Source organism: Humibacter ginsengisoli, assembly GCF_054780095.1.
On record NZ_BAAGWZ010000001.1, the window covers coordinates 174,078 to 193,281 of the forward strand.

The 19,204-nt window shown below is 69.4% G+C and carries 20 protein-coding genes; 13 read left to right on the top strand and 7 right to left on the bottom strand.

What is annotated here, in order from left to right; genetic code table 11:
* The first annotated feature begins 92 nt into the window (after positions 1-92).
* Positions 93-2,414 carry a HelD family protein gene (locus ACYVI5_RS00590; protein ID WP_460578558.1) on the top strand — a complete coding sequence of 774 codons (2,322 nt, stop codon included), beginning with the start codon at positions 93-95 and terminating at the stop codon, positions 2,412-2,414.
* On the opposite strand, the gene ACYVI5_RS00595 is transcribed toward ACYVI5_RS00590, so the two are convergent.
* Complete coding sequence (locus tag ACYVI5_RS00595) at positions 2,389-3,723, bottom strand: MFS transporter (RefSeq protein ID WP_460578559.1); 1,335 nt, start codon at positions 3,721-3,723, stop codon at positions 2,389-2,391. The two genes, ACYVI5_RS00590 and ACYVI5_RS00595, sit on opposite strands and share 26 nt — an antisense overlap.
* A 76-nt stretch (positions 3,724-3,799) precedes the next feature.
* Here ACYVI5_RS00595 and ACYVI5_RS00600 point away from each other — a divergent pair, with 76 nt between their 5' ends.
* The 5 genes from ACYVI5_RS00600 (at position 3,800) to ACYVI5_RS00620 (ending at position 6,469) form a co-directional block, all read left to right on the top strand.
* The gene (locus ACYVI5_RS00600) at positions 3,800-4,621 is read left to right on the top strand and encodes a 2-phosphosulfolactate phosphatase (protein WP_460578560.1); all 822 of its coding nucleotides are present in this window, start codon (positions 3,800-3,802) and stop codon (positions 4,619-4,621) included.
* Between the two features lie 23 nt (positions 4,622-4,644).
* Positions 4,645-5,202, top strand: a complete 558-nt coding sequence (locus ACYVI5_RS00605) for a GNAT family N-acetyltransferase (protein WP_460578561.1) — start codon at positions 4,645-4,647, stop codon at positions 5,200-5,202.
* A gap of 204 nt (positions 5,203-5,406) precedes the next feature.
* A complete protein-coding gene (locus ACYVI5_RS00610; protein WP_460578562.1) occupies positions 5,407-5,754 on the top strand; it encodes a hypothetical protein in 348 nt (115 codons plus the stop codon).
* A 28-nt stretch (positions 5,755-5,782) separates the two neighbouring features.
* On the top strand, positions 5,783-6,025 hold the full coding sequence (locus ACYVI5_RS00615; RefSeq protein ID WP_460578563.1) for a DUF6364 family protein: 243 nt from the start codon (positions 5,783-5,785) through the stop codon (positions 6,023-6,025).
* Positions 6,026-6,037: 12 nt separating this feature from the next.
* Positions 6,038-6,469 carry a PIN domain-containing protein gene (locus ACYVI5_RS00620; protein WP_460578564.1) on the top strand — a complete coding sequence of 144 codons (432 nt, stop codon included), beginning with the start codon at positions 6,038-6,040 and terminating at the stop codon, positions 6,467-6,469.
* A gap of 81 nt (positions 6,470-6,550) precedes the next feature.
* On the opposite strand, the gene ACYVI5_RS00625 is transcribed toward ACYVI5_RS00620, so the two are convergent.
* Positions 6,551-7,855, bottom strand: coding sequence for a zinc ribbon domain-containing protein (locus ACYVI5_RS00625; protein ID WP_460578565.1), 1,305 nt, complete (start codon positions 7,853-7,855; stop codon positions 6,551-6,553).
* Between the two features lie 205 nt (positions 7,856-8,060).
* Between ACYVI5_RS00625 and ACYVI5_RS00630 the strand changes: the two genes are divergently transcribed.
* The gene (locus ACYVI5_RS00630; protein WP_460578818.1) at positions 8,061-8,363 is read left to right on the top strand and encodes a DUF427 domain-containing protein; all 303 of its coding nucleotides are present in this window, start codon (positions 8,061-8,063) and stop codon (positions 8,361-8,363) included.
* Between the two features lie 12 nt (positions 8,364-8,375).
* Here ACYVI5_RS00630 and ACYVI5_RS00635 read toward each other — a convergent pair whose 3' ends face one another.
* A complete protein-coding gene (locus tag ACYVI5_RS00635) occupies positions 8,376-9,362 on the bottom strand; it encodes a quinone oxidoreductase family protein (protein ID WP_460578566.1) in 987 nt (328 codons plus the stop codon).
* A gap of 91 nt (positions 9,363-9,453) precedes the next feature.
* Here ACYVI5_RS00635 and ACYVI5_RS00640 point away from each other — a divergent pair, with 91 nt between their 5' ends.
* Positions 9,454-10,113: a TetR family transcriptional regulator gene (locus ACYVI5_RS00640; RefSeq protein ID WP_460578567.1), complete on the top strand. Its 660-nt coding sequence runs from the start codon at positions 9,454-9,456 to the stop codon at positions 10,111-10,113.
* A gap of 36 nt (positions 10,114-10,149) precedes the next feature.
* Here ACYVI5_RS00640 and ACYVI5_RS00645 read toward each other — a convergent pair whose 3' ends face one another.
* The 3 genes from ACYVI5_RS00645 to ACYVI5_RS00655 all read right to left on the bottom strand — a co-directional run bounded on the left by ACYVI5_RS00645 (position 10,150) and on the right by ACYVI5_RS00655 (position 12,487).
* Positions 10,150-11,022 carry an LLM class oxidoreductase gene (locus tag ACYVI5_RS00645; protein ID WP_460578568.1) on the bottom strand — a complete coding sequence of 291 codons (873 nt, stop codon included), beginning with the start codon at positions 11,020-11,022 and terminating at the stop codon, positions 10,150-10,152.
* A gap of 181 nt (positions 11,023-11,203) precedes the next feature.
* Positions 11,204-11,902: a CGNR zinc finger domain-containing protein gene (locus ACYVI5_RS00650; RefSeq protein ID WP_460578569.1), complete on the bottom strand. Its 699-nt coding sequence runs from the start codon at positions 11,900-11,902 to the stop codon at positions 11,204-11,206.
* Positions 11,903-12,031: 129 nt separating this feature from the next.
* Positions 12,032-12,487 carry a SprT-like domain-containing protein gene (locus ACYVI5_RS00655; RefSeq protein ID WP_460578570.1) on the bottom strand — a complete coding sequence of 152 codons (456 nt, stop codon included), beginning with the start codon at positions 12,485-12,487 and terminating at the stop codon, positions 12,032-12,034.
* Positions 12,488-12,634: 147 nt separating this feature from the next.
* On the opposite strand from ACYVI5_RS00655, the gene ACYVI5_RS00660 reads away from it, so the two are divergent.
* Together ACYVI5_RS00660 and ACYVI5_RS00665 are read left to right on the top strand one after the other, a co-directional pair.
* The gene (locus tag ACYVI5_RS00660; protein WP_460578571.1) at positions 12,635-13,393 is read left to right on the top strand and encodes a LamB/YcsF family protein; all 759 of its coding nucleotides are present in this window, start codon (positions 12,635-12,637) and stop codon (positions 13,391-13,393) included.
* Positions 13,390-15,177: a 5-oxoprolinase subunit B/C family protein gene (locus ACYVI5_RS00665; RefSeq protein ID WP_460578572.1), complete on the top strand. Its 1,788-nt coding sequence runs from the start codon at positions 13,390-13,392 to the stop codon at positions 15,175-15,177. The genes ACYVI5_RS00660 and ACYVI5_RS00665 overlap by 4 nt, the downstream gene beginning before the upstream one ends.
* A 19-nt stretch (positions 15,178-15,196) precedes the next feature.
* Here ACYVI5_RS00665 and ACYVI5_RS00670 read toward each other — a convergent pair whose 3' ends face one another.
* Positions 15,197-16,054, bottom strand: coding sequence for a spermidine synthase (locus tag ACYVI5_RS00670; protein ID WP_460578573.1), 858 nt, complete (start codon positions 16,052-16,054; stop codon positions 15,197-15,199).
* 96 nt (positions 16,055-16,150) lie between these two features.
* Here ACYVI5_RS00670 and ACYVI5_RS00675 point away from each other — a divergent pair, with 96 nt between their 5' ends.
* The 3 genes from ACYVI5_RS00675 to ACYVI5_RS00685 all read left to right on the top strand — a co-directional run bounded on the left by ACYVI5_RS00675 (position 16,151) and on the right by ACYVI5_RS00685 (position 19,010).
* The gene (locus ACYVI5_RS00675) at positions 16,151-16,708 is read left to right on the top strand and encodes a hypothetical protein (protein ID WP_460578574.1); all 558 of its coding nucleotides are present in this window, start codon (positions 16,151-16,153) and stop codon (positions 16,706-16,708) included.
* 287 nt (positions 16,709-16,995) lie between these two features.
* Positions 16,996-18,222, top strand: coding sequence for a sensor histidine kinase (locus tag ACYVI5_RS00680; protein WP_460578575.1), 1,227 nt, complete (start codon positions 16,996-16,998; stop codon positions 18,220-18,222).
* Complete coding sequence (locus ACYVI5_RS00685; RefSeq protein ID WP_460578576.1) at positions 18,219-19,010, top strand: response regulator; 792 nt, start codon at positions 18,219-18,221, stop codon at positions 19,008-19,010. The genes ACYVI5_RS00680 and ACYVI5_RS00685 overlap by 4 nt, the downstream gene beginning before the upstream one ends.
* The last annotated feature ends 194 nt before the right edge of the window (positions 19,011-19,204 follow it).

Sequence of the window (19,204 nt, forward strand, 5' to 3'; positions counted from 1 at the left end):
CCGACGTCTCGGGCGGGGCATGCAGTCTCGCGGGCGCGAAGCGGGGCACGGCCACTAAACTGGTCGATCCTGACTGCGAACCGGGGGGACGCGTGCACGAATCGGAACTCGTTCGCGAACGCCGCGTCGTCGCCGACCTCTACGCCCGGCTCGACGCACTCCGCGAGGACACCGTGCAACGTCTGGCAGCCGTCCGCAGGCAGACCGCGGGCGGCACACACCAGGCACGTGGCGAACGGGATGCCTACGCGCGGCTCTACGAGGACCGCATCTTGCAGCTGCGCGAGGTCGAGCCCCGTCTCGTGTTCGGCCGCCTGCAGCTGGAGGCATCCGATCCTTCCGAGGAACCAGAGTCCGACGACCCGCTTCGCGACCCGCGGCTCCGCTACGTCGGGCGCACCGGACTGCGCGACGATGACGAGCACACCGTTCTGCTGGACTGGCGTGCCCCGCAGGCGAGCGCGTTCTATCAGGCGACCGCCGCGAATCCGCTCGGCGTCGCGGCACGGCGGCGGCTGACCATGCGCGACCGCAACGTGCTGCGGGTGGACGACGAGGTGTTCGACTCCCGCCTGCTCGAGCAGCCGGGAACCCGGCCAGACGAGGTCTCCGGCGACGCCGCCCTGATGGCGGCGCTGATGTCGCAGCGCACCGGACGCATGAACGACATCGTCGCGACGATCCAGGCCGAGCAGGACCGCATCATCCGTTCCGAGCTGCGTGACGCTCTCGTGGTGCAGGGTGGTCCCGGCACCGGGAAGACCGCGGTAGCGCTGCACCGCGCCGCCTACCTGCTGTACGCGCATCGGCAGAAGCTGCAAGGCTCCGGTGTGCTGGTCGTGGGGCCGACGCACGCGTTCCTCACCTACATCGAGGAGGTGCTCCCGTCGCTCGGCGAGTCCGGCGTGGTGATGCAGAGCCTCGGCGAGTTGTTCCCCGGGGTCTCCGCCGACACGGATGACCCGCCCGCCACGGCCCAGCTCAAAGGCTCCAAACAGCTGGTGAACCTGATCCACAGAGCCGTCGAGTCGCGCCAGCGGGTGCCGGCGGAGGCATCCGTCGTCGAGGTTGACAACGAGCGACTCATGGTCGAGCCGGCGCTCATCGCGGATGCCTTACGGCGCGCCCAGCGCACCGGCAAGCCGCACAACGAGGCGCGGGTGACGTTCGTCAAGCACGCGCTGACGGCGCTCACCGCCCGGCTCGCCGAGCAGCTGCGCAAGAAGGGCCAGACGCTCGACGAGGAGGACCTCGCCGTGCTGCGCGAAGACGTGCGCACGAGCTACGACGTGCGCGTTCTGCTCAACACGGCGTGGCTGCCGCTGACGCCGCAGAAGCTGCTTGCCGACCTGTACGCCCGCCCGCAGTGGCTGGCGGAGCTGACCCCGAGGTGGAGCGCCGAGAAGCGTGCGCTGTTGCGGCGGCCACGGGATGCCCCGTTCACGATCAGCGACATCCCGCTGCTCGACGAGGCGGCCGAGGTGCTGGGCGAGGCCGCCGACGTGCGTGACCAGGCGCAGCGGCAGGCCGCGAAGGAGCAGCGCAAACGCGACCTCCGCGTGGCCCGGGCGGCGATCGCGGATGCCGGTGCCGAGTCGTTCGTCACCGCGGAGCAGCTGGTGGACCAGGCCGCAGGCCAAGGCGACGGGCTCACGACCGCCGAGCGGGCGGCATCCGATCGCACCTGGGCGTACGGGCACGTCGTCGTCGACGAGGCGCAGGAGCTCAGCCCCATGCAGTGGCGCCTTCTGGTGCGACGCTGCCCGATGAAGTCGTTCACGATCGTGGGCGACATCGCGCAGTCGTCGTCGGCGAGCGGAGGACGCAGCTGGGCGGATGCCGTCGGCCCGCTCTTCAAGAACCACTGGCGTCTCGAGGAACTCACCGTCAACTACCGCACGCCGGCGCAGATCGCGCGGCAGGCGGAGGCGTTCGCCCGCTCGCACGGGCTGCCGATAACGCCCGCCCGGGCCGTGCGCGAGGGCGACTGGCCGGTGCGTGAGGTGATAGCCCCCGCCGTTCAGGTCGCGAATTCGGTCGCTTACGGCCCGTCGAAACGGCAGACTTCGCGACCTGAAGCGGGGATCGTGGATGCGACGGTCGAGGCCGTTGCGCACGACCGGGGCATCGACGACACCGGGACCCTGGCCGTCATCGTGCCGGTTGCGCTCGCCGACGAGGTGGCGGATGCCGTCTCCCGCCGCTTCGGAGCGGATGCCGGCCGCGGCGCATCCGGTCTGGTGAAGCCGATCGTCGTGCTGACTGCGCAGGACGCGAAGGGCCTCGAGTTCGACGCCGTCGTGATCGCGGATCCCGACGCACTGGTCGCGGAGTCGCCGCGCGGGGCATCCGCTCTCTACGTCGCGATGACGCGGCCGACGCAGCGGCTCACTCTTGTGCGTCCCTCGTCCTAGCACCGCCCTCGGCGCGCCGGTTCTCGCCGCTGTCCTGGTTCGCGCCCGGGGCACGCCGCCTCGGGTGGACGAAAAGCATCAGCAGCCCAGCAGCCGCGAGGCATGCGCCAAGGAACAGGAAGGCGAGAGTCGACCCGGTGCCCCCGACGAGCCATCCGACGACGACCGGGCCGATGAAGCCGCCGAGTCCGCCGATGGCGTTGACGGCACCCATGCCGGTGCCCGCGATGTTCTCCGGCACGACCTCCGGGATGAGTGCGAAGTACGGCCCGTACGGCGCGTACAGGAGGCCGGTGGCGACGATCAGCAGGATGAACGCCGGCAGGAAGTTGCCGATCCCGATGAGGAACGAGAAGTAGAAGACGACCGCGCCGGCGAGCAGGCATCCGAGAACCAGCCAACGTCGCTGATGGGTGCGGTCCGAGACCCACGACGCGATGATCATGAGCACCGTCGCGAGAGCGTATGGAATCGCGGTGAGCACTCCGGTGGCGCCGATGCCGGCACCGGACATCGACTTGAGCACGGTGGGCAACCAGAACACGACGCCGTACACGCCGATGCTCCACAGTCCGTACTGGATCGCGAGAAGGATGACCCGCGGCGACTTGAGCGCCGACCACTGCTTGGCAGGCGGCTCGCCCCGCGTTTCGTCGTCCAGGCGTCGCCGCAGCTCCTCCCGCTCGGCATCGTGGAGCCAGTCGGCGTCGGACGGCCGGTCGTCGACGAGGTAGCGGAAGATGAAGGCCCACACGATGGCCGGCAGCCCCTCGATGATGAACATCCAGCGCCAGTTCGTGGCCTGGATGATGTAGCCGGAGAGTGCGGACATCCAGAGCAGCGTGACCGGATGCCCGAGGATCATGAACGAGTCGGCTCGCCCTCGCTCCGCATCGCTGAACCAGTGCATCAGGAACACCAGCAGTGCGGGGATCACGGTCGCTTCGACAACGCCGAGCAGGAAGCGGTCCACCAGCAGGAGCGGGTAGTTCGGGATGACGCCCTGGGCTGCCGCGAACAGTCCCCAGAGGATGAGCGACCAGAACAGCAGCCGTTTCGCACTGCGCTTCTCGGCGAACGCGGCAGCCGGAACCTGGAAGATGAAGTAGCCGAGGAAGAAGAGGCCACCGAGGAGCCCGGCCTGAAAGCTCGAGATGTTCAGGTCGTGCTGCAGCCCGCCGGCAGCGCCGATCGAGTAGTTGCCTCGATCGAGATAGGCGAAGCTGTAGGTGACGAAGACGATCGGCAGAAGTCGCCGCCAGCGCTGCGAAGTGGAGAAGGATGCCGTCTCCCCGGCCGTTGTGCTCACGTAACGCCTCTACCCGATCGCAGGCAGTGCTAATCGTCTGCCGATCCACCCTGGCCGGCGCCGCTACCATGGCCGGGTGAAGACGCCCCTGAGTCCCGACGAACCGACCCAGCAGCGCTACGAGGTGCGCTTCGACTGGGGCGGCGAGGGGCTCCGCAGCATCGCCCAGACCGCCGGCGTCATCGTCGTGATCGACGCCATCTCGTTCACCACGACGGTGCAGATGGGCGTCGCGCTCGGGCTTCAGGTGCAGCCGTACGCGGGGCTGCGACACGAGGCAGAAGCAGCGGATGCCGCCGGCGAGTTCCCGGATGCCCGCCTCGCCGGTCGCCGTGGCTCGCCGGGAGTCTCGCTTTCTCCCTCCAGCATGACGGAGCAGAACGTCGCCTCGTTCGGGGCGGAGCGAGCGGTGGTGCCGTCTCTGAACGGCTCCCGCCTGACGACTCTCGCGGCCGGCTACGGCGTTCCCGTGCTCGCGGCCAGCCTGCGCAACCGCACCCCGGTCGCTCGCTGGATCCTCGACTATCAGGAGAGCCTCGGCCGCCGGGCGATGGTCGCCGTCGTCGCAGCGGGCGAGACGCGCACCGACGAGACCCTGCGGTTCGCGGTCGAAGACCTCCTCACCGCCGGTGGGGTGATCGACGCCCTCGGCAAGGCGGGCATCGACGCGTGCTCCCCCGAGGCCGCGGCGGCGTGCGCGGCCTTCACGGGACTGGAGCGGGGCATCCGCCACATGTTCACGGCGTCCGTGAGCGGCGGCGAGCTGCTGAAAGACGACCAGGGCGAGGACATCGCGGCGGCCTACCAGACGGATGTCTCCACCGTCGTCCCGGTACTCGTCGGCGGGGTCTTCACGGATGCGTCGCCGCAACAGGTCGCTGCCGCAACCCCGGGCTGACCAGCGCTGGGTAACGTTTGGGCATGGTCACCGAACCCTCCGTCACGCTTCGCGCTCGAACCGACGCCGACCTCGATGTGCTGTACAGCATCGCCGCGGAGCTGAGCACGTGGGAGGAGCGGAACCCCTCCGCACCAGCCCCGCTGACGCGGAGCGCGTACGAGGATCGTCTCACCAAGACCGACGCTGACGAGAATGTGCGCTTCGTGATCGATGTGGCGGGCGAAGCCGTCGGGAGCATCGGGCTCTTCGATTTCGACGACCTCGCCCGCCACGCCGAGGTCGGCATCGCGCTGCGGTCCGAGTCCCGCGGGAAGGGGATTGGAACCGCCGCGATCTCGCAGATCGTCGAGTTCGGCTTCGTGCGCTGCAACCTCCGCCGCGTGCATCTCCAGGCGATCTCGTCGAACCTCGCGGCCATCCGGGCCTACGAGAAGGCGGGCTTCGTGATCGAGGGACGGCAACGCGAGCATGCGTGGGTCCGCGGACGCTACGAAGACATCCTGCTGATGGGCATCCTGCGCTCCGAGTGGAACGTTACGTCGGCGCCACTCGGCCTCGCGGAGAACGGCATCGTGTAGAGCTCGAAGTTTTCCACAGGACCCCGGCATAGAGCGGACTATCCACAAAAGGCGAGACATCGGGGCTCGGACCCCGGACACGGGACCAGGATCGACCGCATGAGTTCCCGTAATCCTGCCGCCCTCCGTGAGCGTGCGCTCGATCGCGACGACGACCTGGCCTCCTTGTTGAAATTCCTGCTGCTCCGCGCGAATCGTCGACAGATGTGGCTGCTCTTCCTCGACGACCGACGGCGCCTGGCCGACCCGATCATGCCGATGGACGACTATCCCGAGAACCCGGATGGCGTCATGTCGACAGACGATCTTGGTGATCTGCCGCATTCCAGCCTGCTCATGCATCGCGCCGAGATGATCCGCGGCGCCTCGAACAACGCGGCCCTCGTGTTCGTCTGGGAACGTCTTGGCCCCACATCGATCGATGAAAACACTGCTGCATGGGCGCAGTCCATGGCCCAGGCGGCTCGAGAGCTCGGCGCGCCGCTCCGGGCGCAGTTCCTCTTGCACGACGGCGGCATCCGGCAGCTGTTTCCTGATGACTACGTGGGGTAGCACATGGACCAGTGCTACACTGGTTCACATGGCAACGACGCGGAACATCACACTCGCGTTGCCGGCAGACCTCATCCGGCGCGCGAAGATCTACGCGGCCGCCCACGACACCTCGATTTCTGCTCTCGTTGCAGATGTGTTGGCCAATCGTGTCGAGTTGGAAGACGACTACGACGAGGCATGGGCTCGCGAGTTCGAGCTGATGCGGAGCGGTATGTATCGGGTCGCCGACGTGACGTGGACGCGGGATGAGCTGCATGAGCGGGCCTGAGGAGTCCGGTCCGTGAGTGACTCGCAGCGCGCATTCTTCGATACGAACGTTCTCGTCTACGCGTACGGCGACACTGACGACGATCGGCACCGTCGGGCGGTGGAACTGTTCGAAGTGGCGATCCGAACTAGGTCCGCGGTCGTCAGCACGCAGGTGTTGCTCGAGTTCTACGTGACGCTCACGCGAAAGATCAGCAACCCGGCTCCACTCTCTGCCGGGGCCGCTCGAGAGCGGCTACAACTTCTCTCTCGTGGCCCCGTGCATTCGCCTCTTCCGGAGGACGTCGTGGCTGCGGTCGCGATAGCGGAGGAGTCGCAGGTCTCGGTGTGGGACGCGATGATCATCCGCAGCGCATCACGGATGCAGTGTCCCGTGCTGTGGACAGAGGACCTGAATCACGGCCAGGTCATTGCAGGCGTCGAAATCCGCAATCCTTTCCGCTGACCGGACTTTTCCGAGACGGTTAACGGCTCTTCCAGCGGCCGTCCGCAGCGGCAGAGCCCTGACATCCGCAGCCTGCCGGGATCACGCCGAGCCCTGGGAAGCCTTTCCTGACCAGTCGATCGAGGCGAAGATCGCCTTACCGTCCTTGTCGAAGCCGGTGATCTCGCCATCCACCTGCACCGGAACCGGCGCCTCGGAGAAGACGATTCCGGAGCTGCCGTCGTCTGCGGTGTAGTCGGCGAGGAACGTCGCGGACCCGTTCGTCGTGGTCGTGACGGGCCAGCCGTGCCCATCCCAGGGGCCGATTTCGAAGACGGGAGCCGAGGCGAGCGTCCACTTCAGGTTCGAGAGGTGCAGATCCGGATACGTGTTGTTCAGGTAGAAGCTGCACCCGGTCGGCGTCAGGGTGGGTTGGGCGATGCACCCCGCGACCCATCCGTTGACGGCGTCGTTCGCGGCGTGCTGACCGGCGTTGGTGAACGTCGCCTCGAGCACGACGACGCCCTTGCCCGACGAGGCTGCCGTTGAGTTCAGGTCGGTGATGGTGGTGCTCTTTTCCGCGACCGTGTAATTCGCGGTGCTGGGCAGTGAGACGTCGTAATGGCCGGGCAGAGCATCCAGTTCCATGTCGCTGTGCGAGCCGACGGTCGTGCCGTTCACGGTGACGCCCTCCGAGGCGGGTGCCCCGACCGCGATCTTCACCGTCGGGAGCTTGATCGGCTCGAGCTTCCACTTCGTGAAGAACAGCATGTCGGTGCCGCTGTTCTTCAGCCGGAGCACCTCGCTGTAGCGGCTCGTGCCCTGCCGGTACTTGACAGTGACTGTGGCTTCACTGCCCGCCGTGTGTGCGGGTTCGATCGAGTAACCAGTCACGTGCTGGCTGGTCTTGGAGTAGACCTTCTGCGTCACCAGCGGGCTGCGGGTGTCGATGTTCCCGGCCTTCACGGCCGCCTTCACGTCGCCCTTCACGAGCGCGTCGAGGTACGGCTTCACCGCCGCCTGGGGTGTGTGAGAAGCGGTCTCGACGGATGCCCACACCACCCCCGCGATGATCAGCACGACGACGGCGGCGCCGCCCGCGATCAACCAGGTGAGCAGGCGGGATCGCTTGGGCGTGGCCGCCGCTTCAGCGGTCGCTTGCTCGCTCGGGTACTGCTGCGTCGGGTACTGCTGGGTCGGGTACTGCTGCGTCGGCTGCTGGCCCGCCCCGTACTCCGGCGGTGGTCCGTACTGCGGTGGCTCCGTCGGAGCCGGCCAGGATGCCGGATCGGCCTGGGATGCCATCGGCTCAGCGTCAGCGGGTCTGGTCGGGGATGCCCCCGGCTCGGTGTGCGGCGAGGTCTCGGCGCCTTCCGTCGCATCGTCGGGCGGGACTGGTCCGGTCATCAGGTGCTCCGTAGTACGAAGGGCGGCGTGCGCCGTGGCGAGCACAGCCTATCTGCGCAGCGGAGCAACGCAAGAGCAGGGTAGACCGGGGTGTCGCCAGAGGGCGACCGGCGCGCGTCGGGCGGGAATGGCATCCGCTCTCATCGTGTTGCCCACCACAGCGTCGCGAACGCCAGAAGCGTGCTCGCGAGGAAGGATGATCACCGTGAAAGCCGTCGTGAACGACACCGTCATCGCCGAGGCCCCGGTCGAAGAACTGATCAAGATCGAGGGCAACTGGTACTTCCCGCCGTCGAGCGTCAAGTCCGAGTTGCTGGAGACGAGTCCCACTCCCTACACCTGTCCCTGGAAGGGCGAGTGCCAGTACTTCACGGTCAACGCCGGCGGCCAGCACCTGCAGGACCGCGCCTGGAGCTACCCGCACCCGTACCCCACGGCGTTCGATCGGGTGGGTAAGGACTTCAGCGACTACGTGGCGTTCTGGAAAGAGGTCCAGGTCGTCGACTGATCCTGTCCCGGCTCAGTCCGGGATGATCACGGCGCGCGTGCCCGACGCGCCCGCGGCGGTCCAGGCGTCCGCGATCCTGCTGAGCGGGAACACCGAGGTCGGCACGTCGACGGTGCCGGCGGCGATGAGCCCGAGGTAGACCGGGACCTCGCGCATGAGCACCGCCATAGAACTGCTGCCGGCGCCCGAACCGCTGATTCGGATGCGCGTGCTGCGCAGCAGCGCGGAGGGCACGGATGCCTCTGCACCGGCCAGCGAGCCGATCTGCACATACGCGACGTCGCCCTCGTCTTCGTCGAGACCTCGGCGTGCGAGCGCGTCGAACGTCGCCTCAGCCGGTGCGCCCCACACGAAGTCGAGCACGATCGACGGACTCACGCCGCTGAGCGCGGACCGGATGTTCGTCGCGTCCGTCTCGCTTCCCCCGGTGAGTTGCACCGTCTCGGCTCCGAGCCCGGTCACGGTGCGCAGCCGATTCTCGTCGCGGCCGGCCCCGATCACCCGGGTCGCGCCCAATGCGAGCGCGTTCTTCACCGCAAGGACGCCGGCTGTGCCCGTCACTCCCAGCACCAGGACGGTGCCCAGCCCGCTGTCACGTCCAGCCGAGTCCAGTTCGCTCTTGCGCGCGGTGAGGGGCATCCACGAGGAGAGCCCGGGGTTCATTCCACCGGCCACCTGCACCGGGTCGGCGTCATCCGGCAGAGGCATGCGCATCCGGACGGGAACGGACATCCGTTCCGCAATGGTGCCGAACGGCGGCGTGACAAAGCCGGTGTAGGCGAGGGTGTCGTCGGTCATACGGGCGACGGCGTCGACGCCGGGAATCGATGGCCAGATCCCGTGCGATCCGTAGTGCCGGCCAGCGGCGAGTGATCGCACAACCGGGTGGATGCCGGCCGCCACCAGCGAGACGATCTCGTGCCCCTCGTCGGCTTTCGGCTCGTCGAAGTCCGCATACCGCGGAACCGCGCCGGCGGATTCGATCACAGCTGCCTTCATCAGCTCTCCTTAACTTTGTTAAGGATTAGCGTTCCTTAACAACGTTAAACTGTCAAGCGCGCAATGAGAGCGCCCGGCAGGAGGTCGCAGGATGGCGAAGGGTCTGACGAGGGCGGCCATCGTGAACGCAGCGCTCCGCTTGCTCGACAACGTGGGCATGGAGGGCATGACCGTGCGCGCGCTCGCCGCCGAACTCGGCGTCCAGGCCCCTGCGCTCTACTGGCACGTGCGCGACAAGGCGGAGCTGCTCGACGAGATGGCCACGCAGGTGTGGCGCGAGATCGTCGATGAGCTTGCGGGAGCGCCGGCTGACGCGGCATGGGACGTAGGCCTGCGGCGTTTCGCCGAGGTGCTGCGTGCGGCGCTGCTGCGCCACAGGGACGGCGCCAAGGCGTTCAGCGGCACCTACCTTACGGACGCCGACGTGCTCGCCTCGCAGGAGGAGGGCATGCGCAGCTGGGCAGCACAGGGCTTCACCGTTGCCGACACCGTGCGTGCGTTCACGCTCACCAGCAGCTTCGTCGTCGGCTTCTGCATCGAGGAGCAGGCCGTGTTGCAAGCGGATGGCCGCCAGCAGTACGACCCGAAGGCGCGAGCCGAGCGCGTGGGCGCAGCGGAGCATCCACTCGTCGCGGAAGCGGGGGAGTCGCTCTTCGGCGACCGGGATGCGCAGTTTGCCTCGCTCGTGGACGTAATCGTGGAGGCCGTAGGCCGATTCCGTGCGAAGGCGGCGGGCGGCGCCAGACGCTAGCCGTCGAGCGCGCGCCGCGGCCGGCGGGTCACGCCGTCAGCCGACGAGGCGCGCCACCTCGCCGACTTGCTCGAAGTAGGCCGCGAGGTCGGGCTCGGAGCGGGGTGGCAGCAGCACGACGTGCTGCACGCCTTCCCCCGCGAAACGGCGCACCCCCGCAGCCACCTCGTCGACCGTGCCGGTGAGCACGCGCTGGGCGACGTCCTCCGGAACGTCGCCGTCCCAGTCCGCGACGAGGTTGTCGAGCGCGTTCGGTCCGAACGCGGCCGCCGCGTACGCGACGATGTCCGGATGGCCGGCGCGGCCGGCATCCGCTCGCCCTGCGCGCAACTCGGCGACGGCATGCGCGACCTCGTCGATGGTGTGGCGGCTGTCGAGCACGGCGCCGTCGGCCACCTCGCCCGCGAGCCGCAGCGTCTTGGGGCCTTCCGCCGCGGCGAACACGGGTGGCACCTCGGTGGGCGGCCAGTCGAGGCGCACCGCATCGAGTGCGACGTAGCGCCCCTCGGCCGTCACGGTCTCGCCTGCCAGGAGCGCCCGAAGTGCCGAGACCTGCTCACGCATCAGCGTCAAGGGCGACGCGACGCGGGCGCCGACCTGCGCCATCCAGGATTGGACGCCGTGTCCCACGCCGGGCAGAAAACGGCCGGGGAACATCCGGGCGATCGTGGCGATCTCCATCGCCGTGACGGCGACGTTGCGGAGGGGCATCGGTGCGATGCCGATGCCTACTTTCAGTCGGGACGTGACCGCGAGTGCGGCGGAGACGGACGCGAAGGCCGACTCGCGAAAACAGTCCTCCCACAGCCACAACTCGGCGACACCGGAGCGCTCGGCTGCGCGCGCGGCATACGGCAGCGCCTCCGGCGGGTATGGATACGGACTGAAGATCGCGCCGACGCTGGTCATACCGCGACTCTGGCACGTACCTCCGACGCAGGCGAGGACGAGGCCGCAACTTGTGGACGCCTCTGGTCGCATCGCCGGCCCCAAACGACAAACAGCGTCCACAATTCGGGTGGGCCCGGGCAGTTCGGGCTGGGCCGGGTCGGTCCGGTCAGGTCGGGTCAGTATCGGGGTAGGTCGCGGCTCAGAGCTCGGCGGCAGCGGCGTGCCGCGCCCGGTGCGCACGCACCTTCGCCCGGTTGCCGCAGCGCTGCATCGAGCACCAGCGGCGGTTGCGGCTGCGCGACACGTCGAGGTAGACGAGCGGGCAGTCCTCTGCACCGCACGAGCGGATTCGCTCCCGCGCCTCCTCCCCGCCGAAGACCGCGACCGCGTCGCGGGCGATCGCCGACAAGGCCTGCGTCGCCCTCGGCCGGGAGCGGCCCGCCTGTCTGCTGCCTCCGGAGAGGGCCGGCGGCAAGTCGGGCGTGGAGGCGTAGAGGTTGACGACATCCACGTCGCGACCGGCGAACGGATGCCCGTGCAGCGCCGCGTAGGCGAGGTTCGAGATCGCCTCCCGCAGGGTGAGCGCGTCGCGGAGCTCGTGGTCTGCGCAGGTCGCGTCGATGGCGGGAAACCGGTCGTGCAGCCAGGCAGCGAGGTCGTCGGGCGTGCGCAGCCGCTCCCACGGCTCGTTCGGCACGCGATCGCCGTCACCAGGGGCAGCCATGCCGCCGGTGTAGGCGAAGTCGAGGCACAGGCATCCGGAGTCGAACCACCAGTGCACCCCGTCAGCGGAGTCGAACCACTGGCCGGTCTCCCCGAGCCGCGCCCGCTCAGGGCTCGACGTGGCCGCGATCGGCTCGCGTTCGGCCGGCACCGCGGCTGTGGTCTGCGTGTTCATGCCCTGATCCCGCCTCGTGGTTCAGCCCGGCGGACCCGGGTGTGTCCATGCCGCTCGATACTGTAACCGAGTACGGCGGTCACCGGAGCGATGCCCTGCCCGTGCGCGATCGGTGTCGCAGGACGGCCCTTATACCCGCCGCCGCTCCCATTGGATGAGGAACTCGTGCGAGAACCGGCGCGAGCACTTCGCGCACGACATCGTGCGGGTCGGCCTGCGGTACCGGTAGTGCACGTGGCCGCGCGGGCAGCGGCCCACCCAGGGCGCGAGGTCTTGTGCGACCGGCTTGTCGAGCGTGCGCTCGCCGACGTAGCCGAGGTCGCGCGCGATCGCCCGCCAGCGCTGCCCGTGCCCGGCCGCCGGTCCGGCAAGGGCGTGCGCCACCTCGTGCAGCAGAACCTGGTGGATCTCGTCGTCGTCGAACCGGGCGGCCAGGTAGCGCGAGACGGTGATGCGCTTCGTGGAGTGGTTGCACTGACCGCCGCGGGTCTTCGCGTTGTCGAAACCGAAGGTCCAGGCATCCGTGTCGAGGTGCATCGCGATCAGCGCCTCGGCCCACCTGCGTACCTTTACCAGTTCTGCCACCCTATGAGGCTAACGACGACGTGCGACCGAGGCCGTCGCTCACGGAGGGGCTGTGCACGCGCCTGCTTGCCCGCAGGCTGGGGAGGGAAAGCGTGGAAGTCATCCGCGACCCTGGCGAACCGTGAGACGGCGGGCAGAATGAAAGGGATGCGCGCGATCGACATCAACTGCGACCTCGGCGAATCGTTCGGCGCCTGGACGATGGGCGACGACGAGGCGATGCTCGACGTCGTCTCCAGTGCCAACATCGCCTGCGGGTTCCACGGCGGCGACCCCGCGACCATGCTCGCGACCTGCCGTGCAGCCCGGGATCGCGGCGTCGCGATCGGTGCCCACGTGTCGTACCGGGACCTGGCAGGCTTCGGCCGCCGTTTCGTCGACGTGGCGCCGTCCGACCTGCACGCCGACGTGCTGTACCAGCTGAGCGCGCTCGCCGGCATGGCGGAATCCGTCGGAGCTCAGGTGCGCTACGTGAAGCCGCACGGCGCGCTGTATAACCGCATCGTGACCGATGGGCAGCAGGCGACAGCGGTGGCGGATGCCGTGGCATCCTTCCCCGCGGAGCTGCCGGTGCTCGGGCTTCCGCACAGCGCGATCGAGCGGGCGTGCGAGGTCCGCGGAGTGCCGTTCGTGCGCGAGGCGTTCATCGACCGCTCGTATCTCGGCGACGGCACGCTCGTGCCGCGCAGCCGGGAGGGCTCGGTGCTCTCAGTCGACGACGGGATCGCGGAGCGCGCCGTCCGCATGGCGTCCGACGGCGTCGTGCAGACGATCGACGGAGCGACGATCGAGCTCGACGCGGCGTCGCTGTGCGTGCACGGTGACAGCCCGGATGCCGTCGCCATGGCGATCGCCGTGCGGGAGGCGCTGGCCGAGGCGGGCATCCGGATCGAGGCGTTCGCGTGAACGGACCGGCACCGCTGCCTCCGTACACCATCCACCGGCTGGGGGACCGCGCGCTGCTCGTCGACCTGCCCGATCTTCACGCCGTGCTCGCGCTACGCGACCTCCTGTCGCAGGCGCGCCGCTCCGGCGTCGACGACATCGTGCCCGCCGCGCGAACTCTGGCCGTGCTCTTCGACCCGAAACGCCTCTCGGCCGACGCCGCCCGCACCTGGCTTGACCGGATGCTCGACCGGATGCCCGCAGAAGCCGGTGCCGCGAGCGCGTCGCGCGACGACGCCGAGCCCGTCGTCATCGATGTCGTGTATGACGGCGAGGACCTCGACGAGGTCGCCGCGCTCGTCGGCATCACGACCGACAAGCTGGTGCGCCGGCACACCGATGCCACGTGGCGCGTCGCCTTCTCCGGCTTCACGCCGGGGTTCGGCTACCTCGTGACCGACGACGAGTGGTTCGATGTGCCGCGTCGTTCGAGCCCGCGCACGCGCGTTCCCTCCGGAGCGGTCGGTCTCGCCGGAGGATTCAGCGGAGCCTATCCCCGAGAGGGCCCCGGCGGCTGGCAACTGATCGGACGAACGGATGCGCCTCTCTGGCGCCCGGACAGCACCCGTCCCGCGCTCCTTGTTCCGGGAACGACGGTGAGGTTCCGCGCGGTCGAGGTGTCCGGCCGCCCGGTCCCGTCGGAGGCGGAGTCTTTGGAGACCGCCGCCTCGGACGCCGCCCCCTCGGACGCCGCCCCCTCGAACGTGACGGACGGCACACCCGCCACCGCTCGCACGGTCGGCCGGAGAACGCACGATCGGCCGCCTAGGGAATCGCTTTCGGAAGCGGCGGATCGTGCGTTCTCCGGCGGATCGTTCGGTGGTGATCTCCGGGCAACCGCAACGAGTCCAGCAACCCCGGACCCCGCCGTGACGGTGCTGCAGTCCGGCCCGCAGCTCCTCATCGAAGACCTCGGCCGCCCGGCTTCCGCGTCGATCGGCGCCGGTCGCTCTGGCGCACTCGATCGCGGAGCACTCCGGCTGGGCAACCGCCTGATCGGCAACGCCGAGTCAGCCGCGGGGCTCGAGGCGGTCGTCGGTGCGCGGTTGCGCTTCGAACGGCCGACGTGGTTCGCCGTGACCGGGGCGAGGGGTGCGCTGACGCTGGGCGGGCATCCGATCGAGCCGGATGCCGCGGCGCGCGCTGAATCCGGCGAGGTGCTCGAGCTCGGCGCCGCCGAACACGGCCTGAGGTACGTGGTCGCCCTGCGCGGCGGCATCGCGGTGCCGCACGAGCTGGGCTCGGCCTCGAGCGACATCGGCGCGCGGCTCGGGCCGTCTCCCCTCACCGACGGTGACCCGATCGCACTGGCGGACGACGTCGCGGGCGGCATCCCCGCAGTGGACGCGCTCACCGTGTGGTCGCCGCCGGACGACGAGGTCGACGTGCACGTCGTGACGGGACCCCGGCAGGACTGGTTCACACGGGAAGCCGTCGTCGCGTTCTACGAGACCGGCTGGCAGGTCACGCAGGACTCCAATCGTGTCGGGGCGCGCCTGCACGCGGACGGCGTGATGTTGCAGCGATCCGACGACCCGGCCCATCCCTCGGAACTGCCGAGCGAGCCGATGGTGCCCGGCGCGATCCAGGTGCCGCCGTCGGGCGAGCCCACCGTGCTGCTTGCCGACGGCCCCGTCACCGGCGGATACCCGGTGATCGCCGTAGTCGCGGATGCCGACCTCGACCTCTTCGCGCAACTCCGGCCAGGCCAGCGCGTGCGCTTTCGCCACAGTCGCCCTTACTGAGCACGGCCGGCGAGGCGCCTCATCCCTTCAGCTGGAACACGCTGCGCCCTGGCAGCGGGGACGCGACGGCCGTCGCATCCGTCACAACTTGCGCCCCCGCGACGAACTGTCGCAACTCCTCGCCGGCGACGGCCTTCGCCGGATGCGGCCCGCTCGCCAGCAGGCGGGGGAGCCAGTCCAGCGGCAGGGCGGCGTTGGATCCGACGAGCACGATGTTGCCGAACCTTTTGCCTTTCAGCACCTGCGTCTCGGCGAGCGCGGCGACGTGCTCGACGACGGAGGCGACGGTGGATGCCTGCCCCCGCGCGAACGAGAGCGGCGGTCCGTCGGCGACGTTGACGAGCACCACGCCGTCCGGCGCGAGCAGCGACACCGCCTCCCGGTAGAACTCCACGCTGGTCACGTGAGCGGGAGTGCGCGCTCCGCTGAAGATGTCCACGATGAGCAGATCGACCGTTCCGCGCAGCCCGGCGGGCAGCTTGCGGACGACCTCGCGGGCATCCCCGTGCCGCACCCTGATCTGTGCGGACCTCGGCAGCGGCAGCTCGGACCGCACGAGCTCGACGAGGTCGCTCTCCAGCTCGATGACCTGCTGGCGTGATCCGGGCCGGGTCGCCGCGATGTACCTGGGCAGCGTCATCGCGCCGGCGCCGAGGTGCACGGCGGTGATCGGCTCGCCCGGCTCGTGCAGCAGGTCGATCACGTTTCCCATGCGCTGCACGTACTCGAAGAACAACCGGGTCGGGTCGTCGAGGTCCACGTGCGACTGCGGCGTGCCATCCACCACCAGCTGAAAGGAGCCGGGAACCCACCGGTCGGGCTCGATCACGGCGCGCAAGCCGCTGTTCTTCAAGACGACCGACGGATGCTCCTGCACCCCTTCAGGATAGGGACCGGCCCTCCACCCGATCTCCACCCGCATCTCCACCCCTGGTTTGTGGGCAGAGCACGCGCACGAAATGAGAGTGGATGCATGACCATTTCCCTGCAGCTGATCACCAACGCGATCCTCATCGTCGCCCTCGTCGCCTTCGTCGGCTACCGCCAGATGACCTGGCGAGCCGTGGATCCCGGACGCATGTGGCGCATGCCGGCGATCCTCGGGATCGTGGGAGTCGTCACGCTCGGCAGCATGACGAAGATGAACGCCCTGACCGGCACCGACATCGCCGTGCTGTTCGGCGAGCTCGTCATCTCGCTCGCGCTGGGAGCAGCGATGGGGGCGATCGCGAGGTTCCGTCCGATGACGGCCGACGGCATCCGTCTCTACCGTGAGGCGCACGCGAACGACCGTCGACCGAGCTTCGCGCCCGTGACCCTCGAGACCCGCACCGGATGGCTCGGCATCGCGCTCTGGATCGCGCTCATCGCCGTGCGCATCGGCATCGACGCCCTGGCAAGCATGGCCGGTTCGCACCTCGCCGCTTCGACCGGGGTGATCCTGCTCATGGTCGCCGCGAACCGCCTCGCCCGGGTCGGCGTCATCCTGTACCGCGCAGCACGCGTCCCCGCGGAGCCCGTGCGGGTCTGAGCTGTCTGGCGCGCCGCGCGAGCGGCGGCGCGCCGCGGTCGGCTTGGTGGATGGTTGCGTTTGTCGCGGCGTACACGCCGCCGCGACGCGGAGCGTGTTGCGTTGCCGAGGTGCGCGCAAGCGGCATCCACTCGAAAACAGGCAGGAAGGCGCTTACCTCCGCGTAACAGGCAGAATCTGCCTGTTACGCCGAGGTTTGCCTGTGTAGGCAACTGCAGGGCGCGGGCGCCCGTGCCGAAGCGTGCGGCAGGATGGGCCACGGATGGCCCACCCGGGAAGGAGCGAACGTGTTCGAGACGGCACCCGGTGTCCCGCTCCGCCGCACTCCGTTCGGCATCGCCCTCAACGCCCTGGGCATCGTGGTGGTCGTCGCCTATCTTGTGCCCGAGTTCTTCGGCGGCAAGATCCCTCTGCCGGAGTTGACGGTGCCGCTCGCTCTGATCTCGGTGCTGGCCTGGATCTGCGTGCTCGTGGTGCCGTTCCACTGGTTCGTGGTCGCGCGTGTGCTCTTCCTGGTGATGGTCGTCGCGGGCGCGCTCGCCGCGTGGCCGACGAACGGCCTGCTCATCGTTCCCGTCATCTCGGGCGTGATGCAGTCGGGCGGCCTGGAGCATCCTCCCTGGACCAGCTACACCTACGCACTGATCGCCGCCGGATGCGTTGTCGTGGTTCCCGTCGCCGTCGCGGTCAGCGGCGGCAAGGGGGTCACGGTCGAGGGCATCCTGTCGCTGGAGTTCGCGGTGCTGGTCGCTCTGCTCGCCGGCATCAACCGCCGGCAAGCGCGGGCCAGGCAGGTGGCCGCCGCCGAGCTCGCCGAGCGCACCGCCGCCATGCGCGAGGAGCAGGCCAAGGCGTCGGCGCTCGCCGCACGCCAGTCGCTCGCCCGGGACATGCACGACGTGCTGGCGCACAGCCTGGGCGGCCTGGTGATCCAGCTCGACGCGGTCGAGGCGCAGCTCGAGGCGGGAAAGACGGATGCCGCACTCACCCGCCTGCACGACGCCCGTTCGATGGCGGCCTCCGGCCTGGCCGAGGCGCGGCGCGCCGTGGAGGCGCTGCGCACGCCGACGGATGCTCGTGACTCCGTCTCCTCCGCCGATCTCGCCGCCCAGCTGATCGACCTCGTCGACGCCCACGAGCGGCTCGGAGGCCGCATCGACTTCGAGCAGCTCGGCACTCCGGTCGACGTGCCGGAGCGCATCGCGACCGCGCTGCGGCGTGCTCTGCAGGAGTCGCTGAGCAACGCGCGCAAGCACGCGCCCGGTGAGCCGGTGCAACTGCGGATCACGTGGCATCCGGACCGGGTTGTGCTCGAGGTCGCGAACGCCGTCGCCGTATCGGCGGACGCGACCCGTCCGGGCGTGGAGCTTGCGACCACCGGGTCCGGCAACGGGCTGCTCGGCATGCGGGAGCGGTTCGCCGAGCTGCCAGGCGGCACGGTCGAGACCGGCGTGCACGACGGAAGGTTCGAGGTGCGCGCTGAGGCCGCACTCGTGGCGGGAGGAGCCGGATGAGCGCATCGGGTGGCGATGACGGCATCGGAAACGGACGGGACGGCCGCGATGGCGGCGAGCCGCGCATCCGCGTGATCGTGGCCGACGACCAGGCCATCGTGCGGGACGGCCTGGTGACCGTGCTCGACCTGCTCCCCGACATCGAGGTGGTCGGCGAGGCGGCCGATGGCGCCCAAGCCGTCGCGCTGGTGGGGGAGCGGCATCCGGACGTCGCGCTCATGGACCTGCGGATGCCCGTGCTCGACGGGTCCGCCGCCACCGCCCGCATCACCGCCGAGCATCCGGGCACCGCGGTGCTCGTTCTGACGACGTTCGCGGACGATGCGTCCGTCATGGGTGCGCTGCGGGCCGGTGCCCGCGGGTACCTCACGAAGGATGCCTCGCGCGCCGAGGTCGCGGCCGCCGTGCGCTCCGTCGCCCGCGGGCAGACGACGCTGTCCGGAGAGGTCGGTGCGCGGCTGATCGGCGGCCTGACCGGGTCGGTGCCGGAGCCCGCGTCGCCGGGAGCGCCGCTCGAGGGCCCGACGCATCCATCGGCTGCTCGCCCGGACGCCCTTCAGTCGCCTCGTACCGGCGCGCTGCCGGCGGACGAGTTGCGCAGACGGCATCCGCAGCTCACGGCGCGCGAGGCCGAGGTGCTCGAGCTGGTCGGCCAGGGCATGAGCAATCCGGAGATCGCCGGCCGGCTCTATGTGAGCATCGCCACCGTGAAGACCCACATCAACTCGATCTTCGCAAAGCTCGACCTGCGAGACCGCGCCCAGGCAATCGCCCTGGCGCGCCCCTGAGCGGCGGGTAGATGCGCCCTTACAGCGGAATAAGCGGCTGCCCCTGCGCGCTTATACCCCTGAATCCGAAATCGGTCAAGAAAAAACTGGACACGGCGCGTCGCGTTGACGTATAGTTGTTCTTTGCGCTCCCACACTCATGCCTTCATATTGCGGTCGGCTCTGCGTGTCTTCCGGTGTGTGCATGGGCTGGG

Excerpts from the sequence above, each read along its gene's own strand:
- ACYVI5_RS00605 (WP_460578561.1), top strand. The coding sequence starts at position 4,645 with ATGGTCACCGAACCCTCCGTCACGCTTCGCGCTCGAACCGACGCCGAC.
- ACYVI5_RS00610 (WP_460578562.1), top strand. The coding sequence starts at position 5,407 with ATGTGGCTGCTCTTCCTCGACGACCGACGGCGCCTGGCCGACCCGATC.
- ACYVI5_RS00615 (WP_460578563.1), top strand. The coding sequence starts at position 5,783 with ATGGCAACGACGCGGAACATCACACTCGCGTTGCCGGCAGACCTCATC.
- ACYVI5_RS00625 (WP_460578565.1), bottom strand. The coding sequence starts at position 7,855 with ATGACCGGACCAGTCCCGCCCGACGATGCGACGGAAGGCGCCGAGACC.
- ACYVI5_RS00635 (WP_460578566.1), bottom strand. The coding sequence starts at position 9,362 with ATGAAGGCAGCTGTGATCGAATCCGCCGGCGCGGTTCCGCGGTATGCG.
- ACYVI5_RS00640 (WP_460578567.1), top strand. The coding sequence starts at position 9,454 with ATGGCGAAGGGTCTGACGAGGGCGGCCATCGTGAACGCAGCGCTCCGC.
- ACYVI5_RS00645 (WP_460578568.1), bottom strand. The coding sequence starts at position 11,022 with ATGACCAGCGTCGGCGCGATCTTCAGTCCGTATCCATACCCGCCGGAG.
- ACYVI5_RS00650 (WP_460578569.1), bottom strand. The coding sequence starts at position 11,902 with ATGAACACGCAGACCACAGCCGCGGTGCCGGCCGAACGCGAGCCGATC.
- ACYVI5_RS00660 (WP_460578571.1), top strand. The coding sequence starts at position 12,635 with ATGCGCGCGATCGACATCAACTGCGACCTCGGCGAATCGTTCGGCGCC.
- ACYVI5_RS00675 (WP_460578574.1), top strand. The coding sequence starts at position 16,151 with ATGACCATTTCCCTGCAGCTGATCACCAACGCGATCCTCATCGTCGCC.
- ACYVI5_RS00685 (WP_460578576.1), top strand. The coding sequence starts at position 18,219 with ATGAGCGCATCGGGTGGCGATGACGGCATCGGAAACGGACGGGACGGC.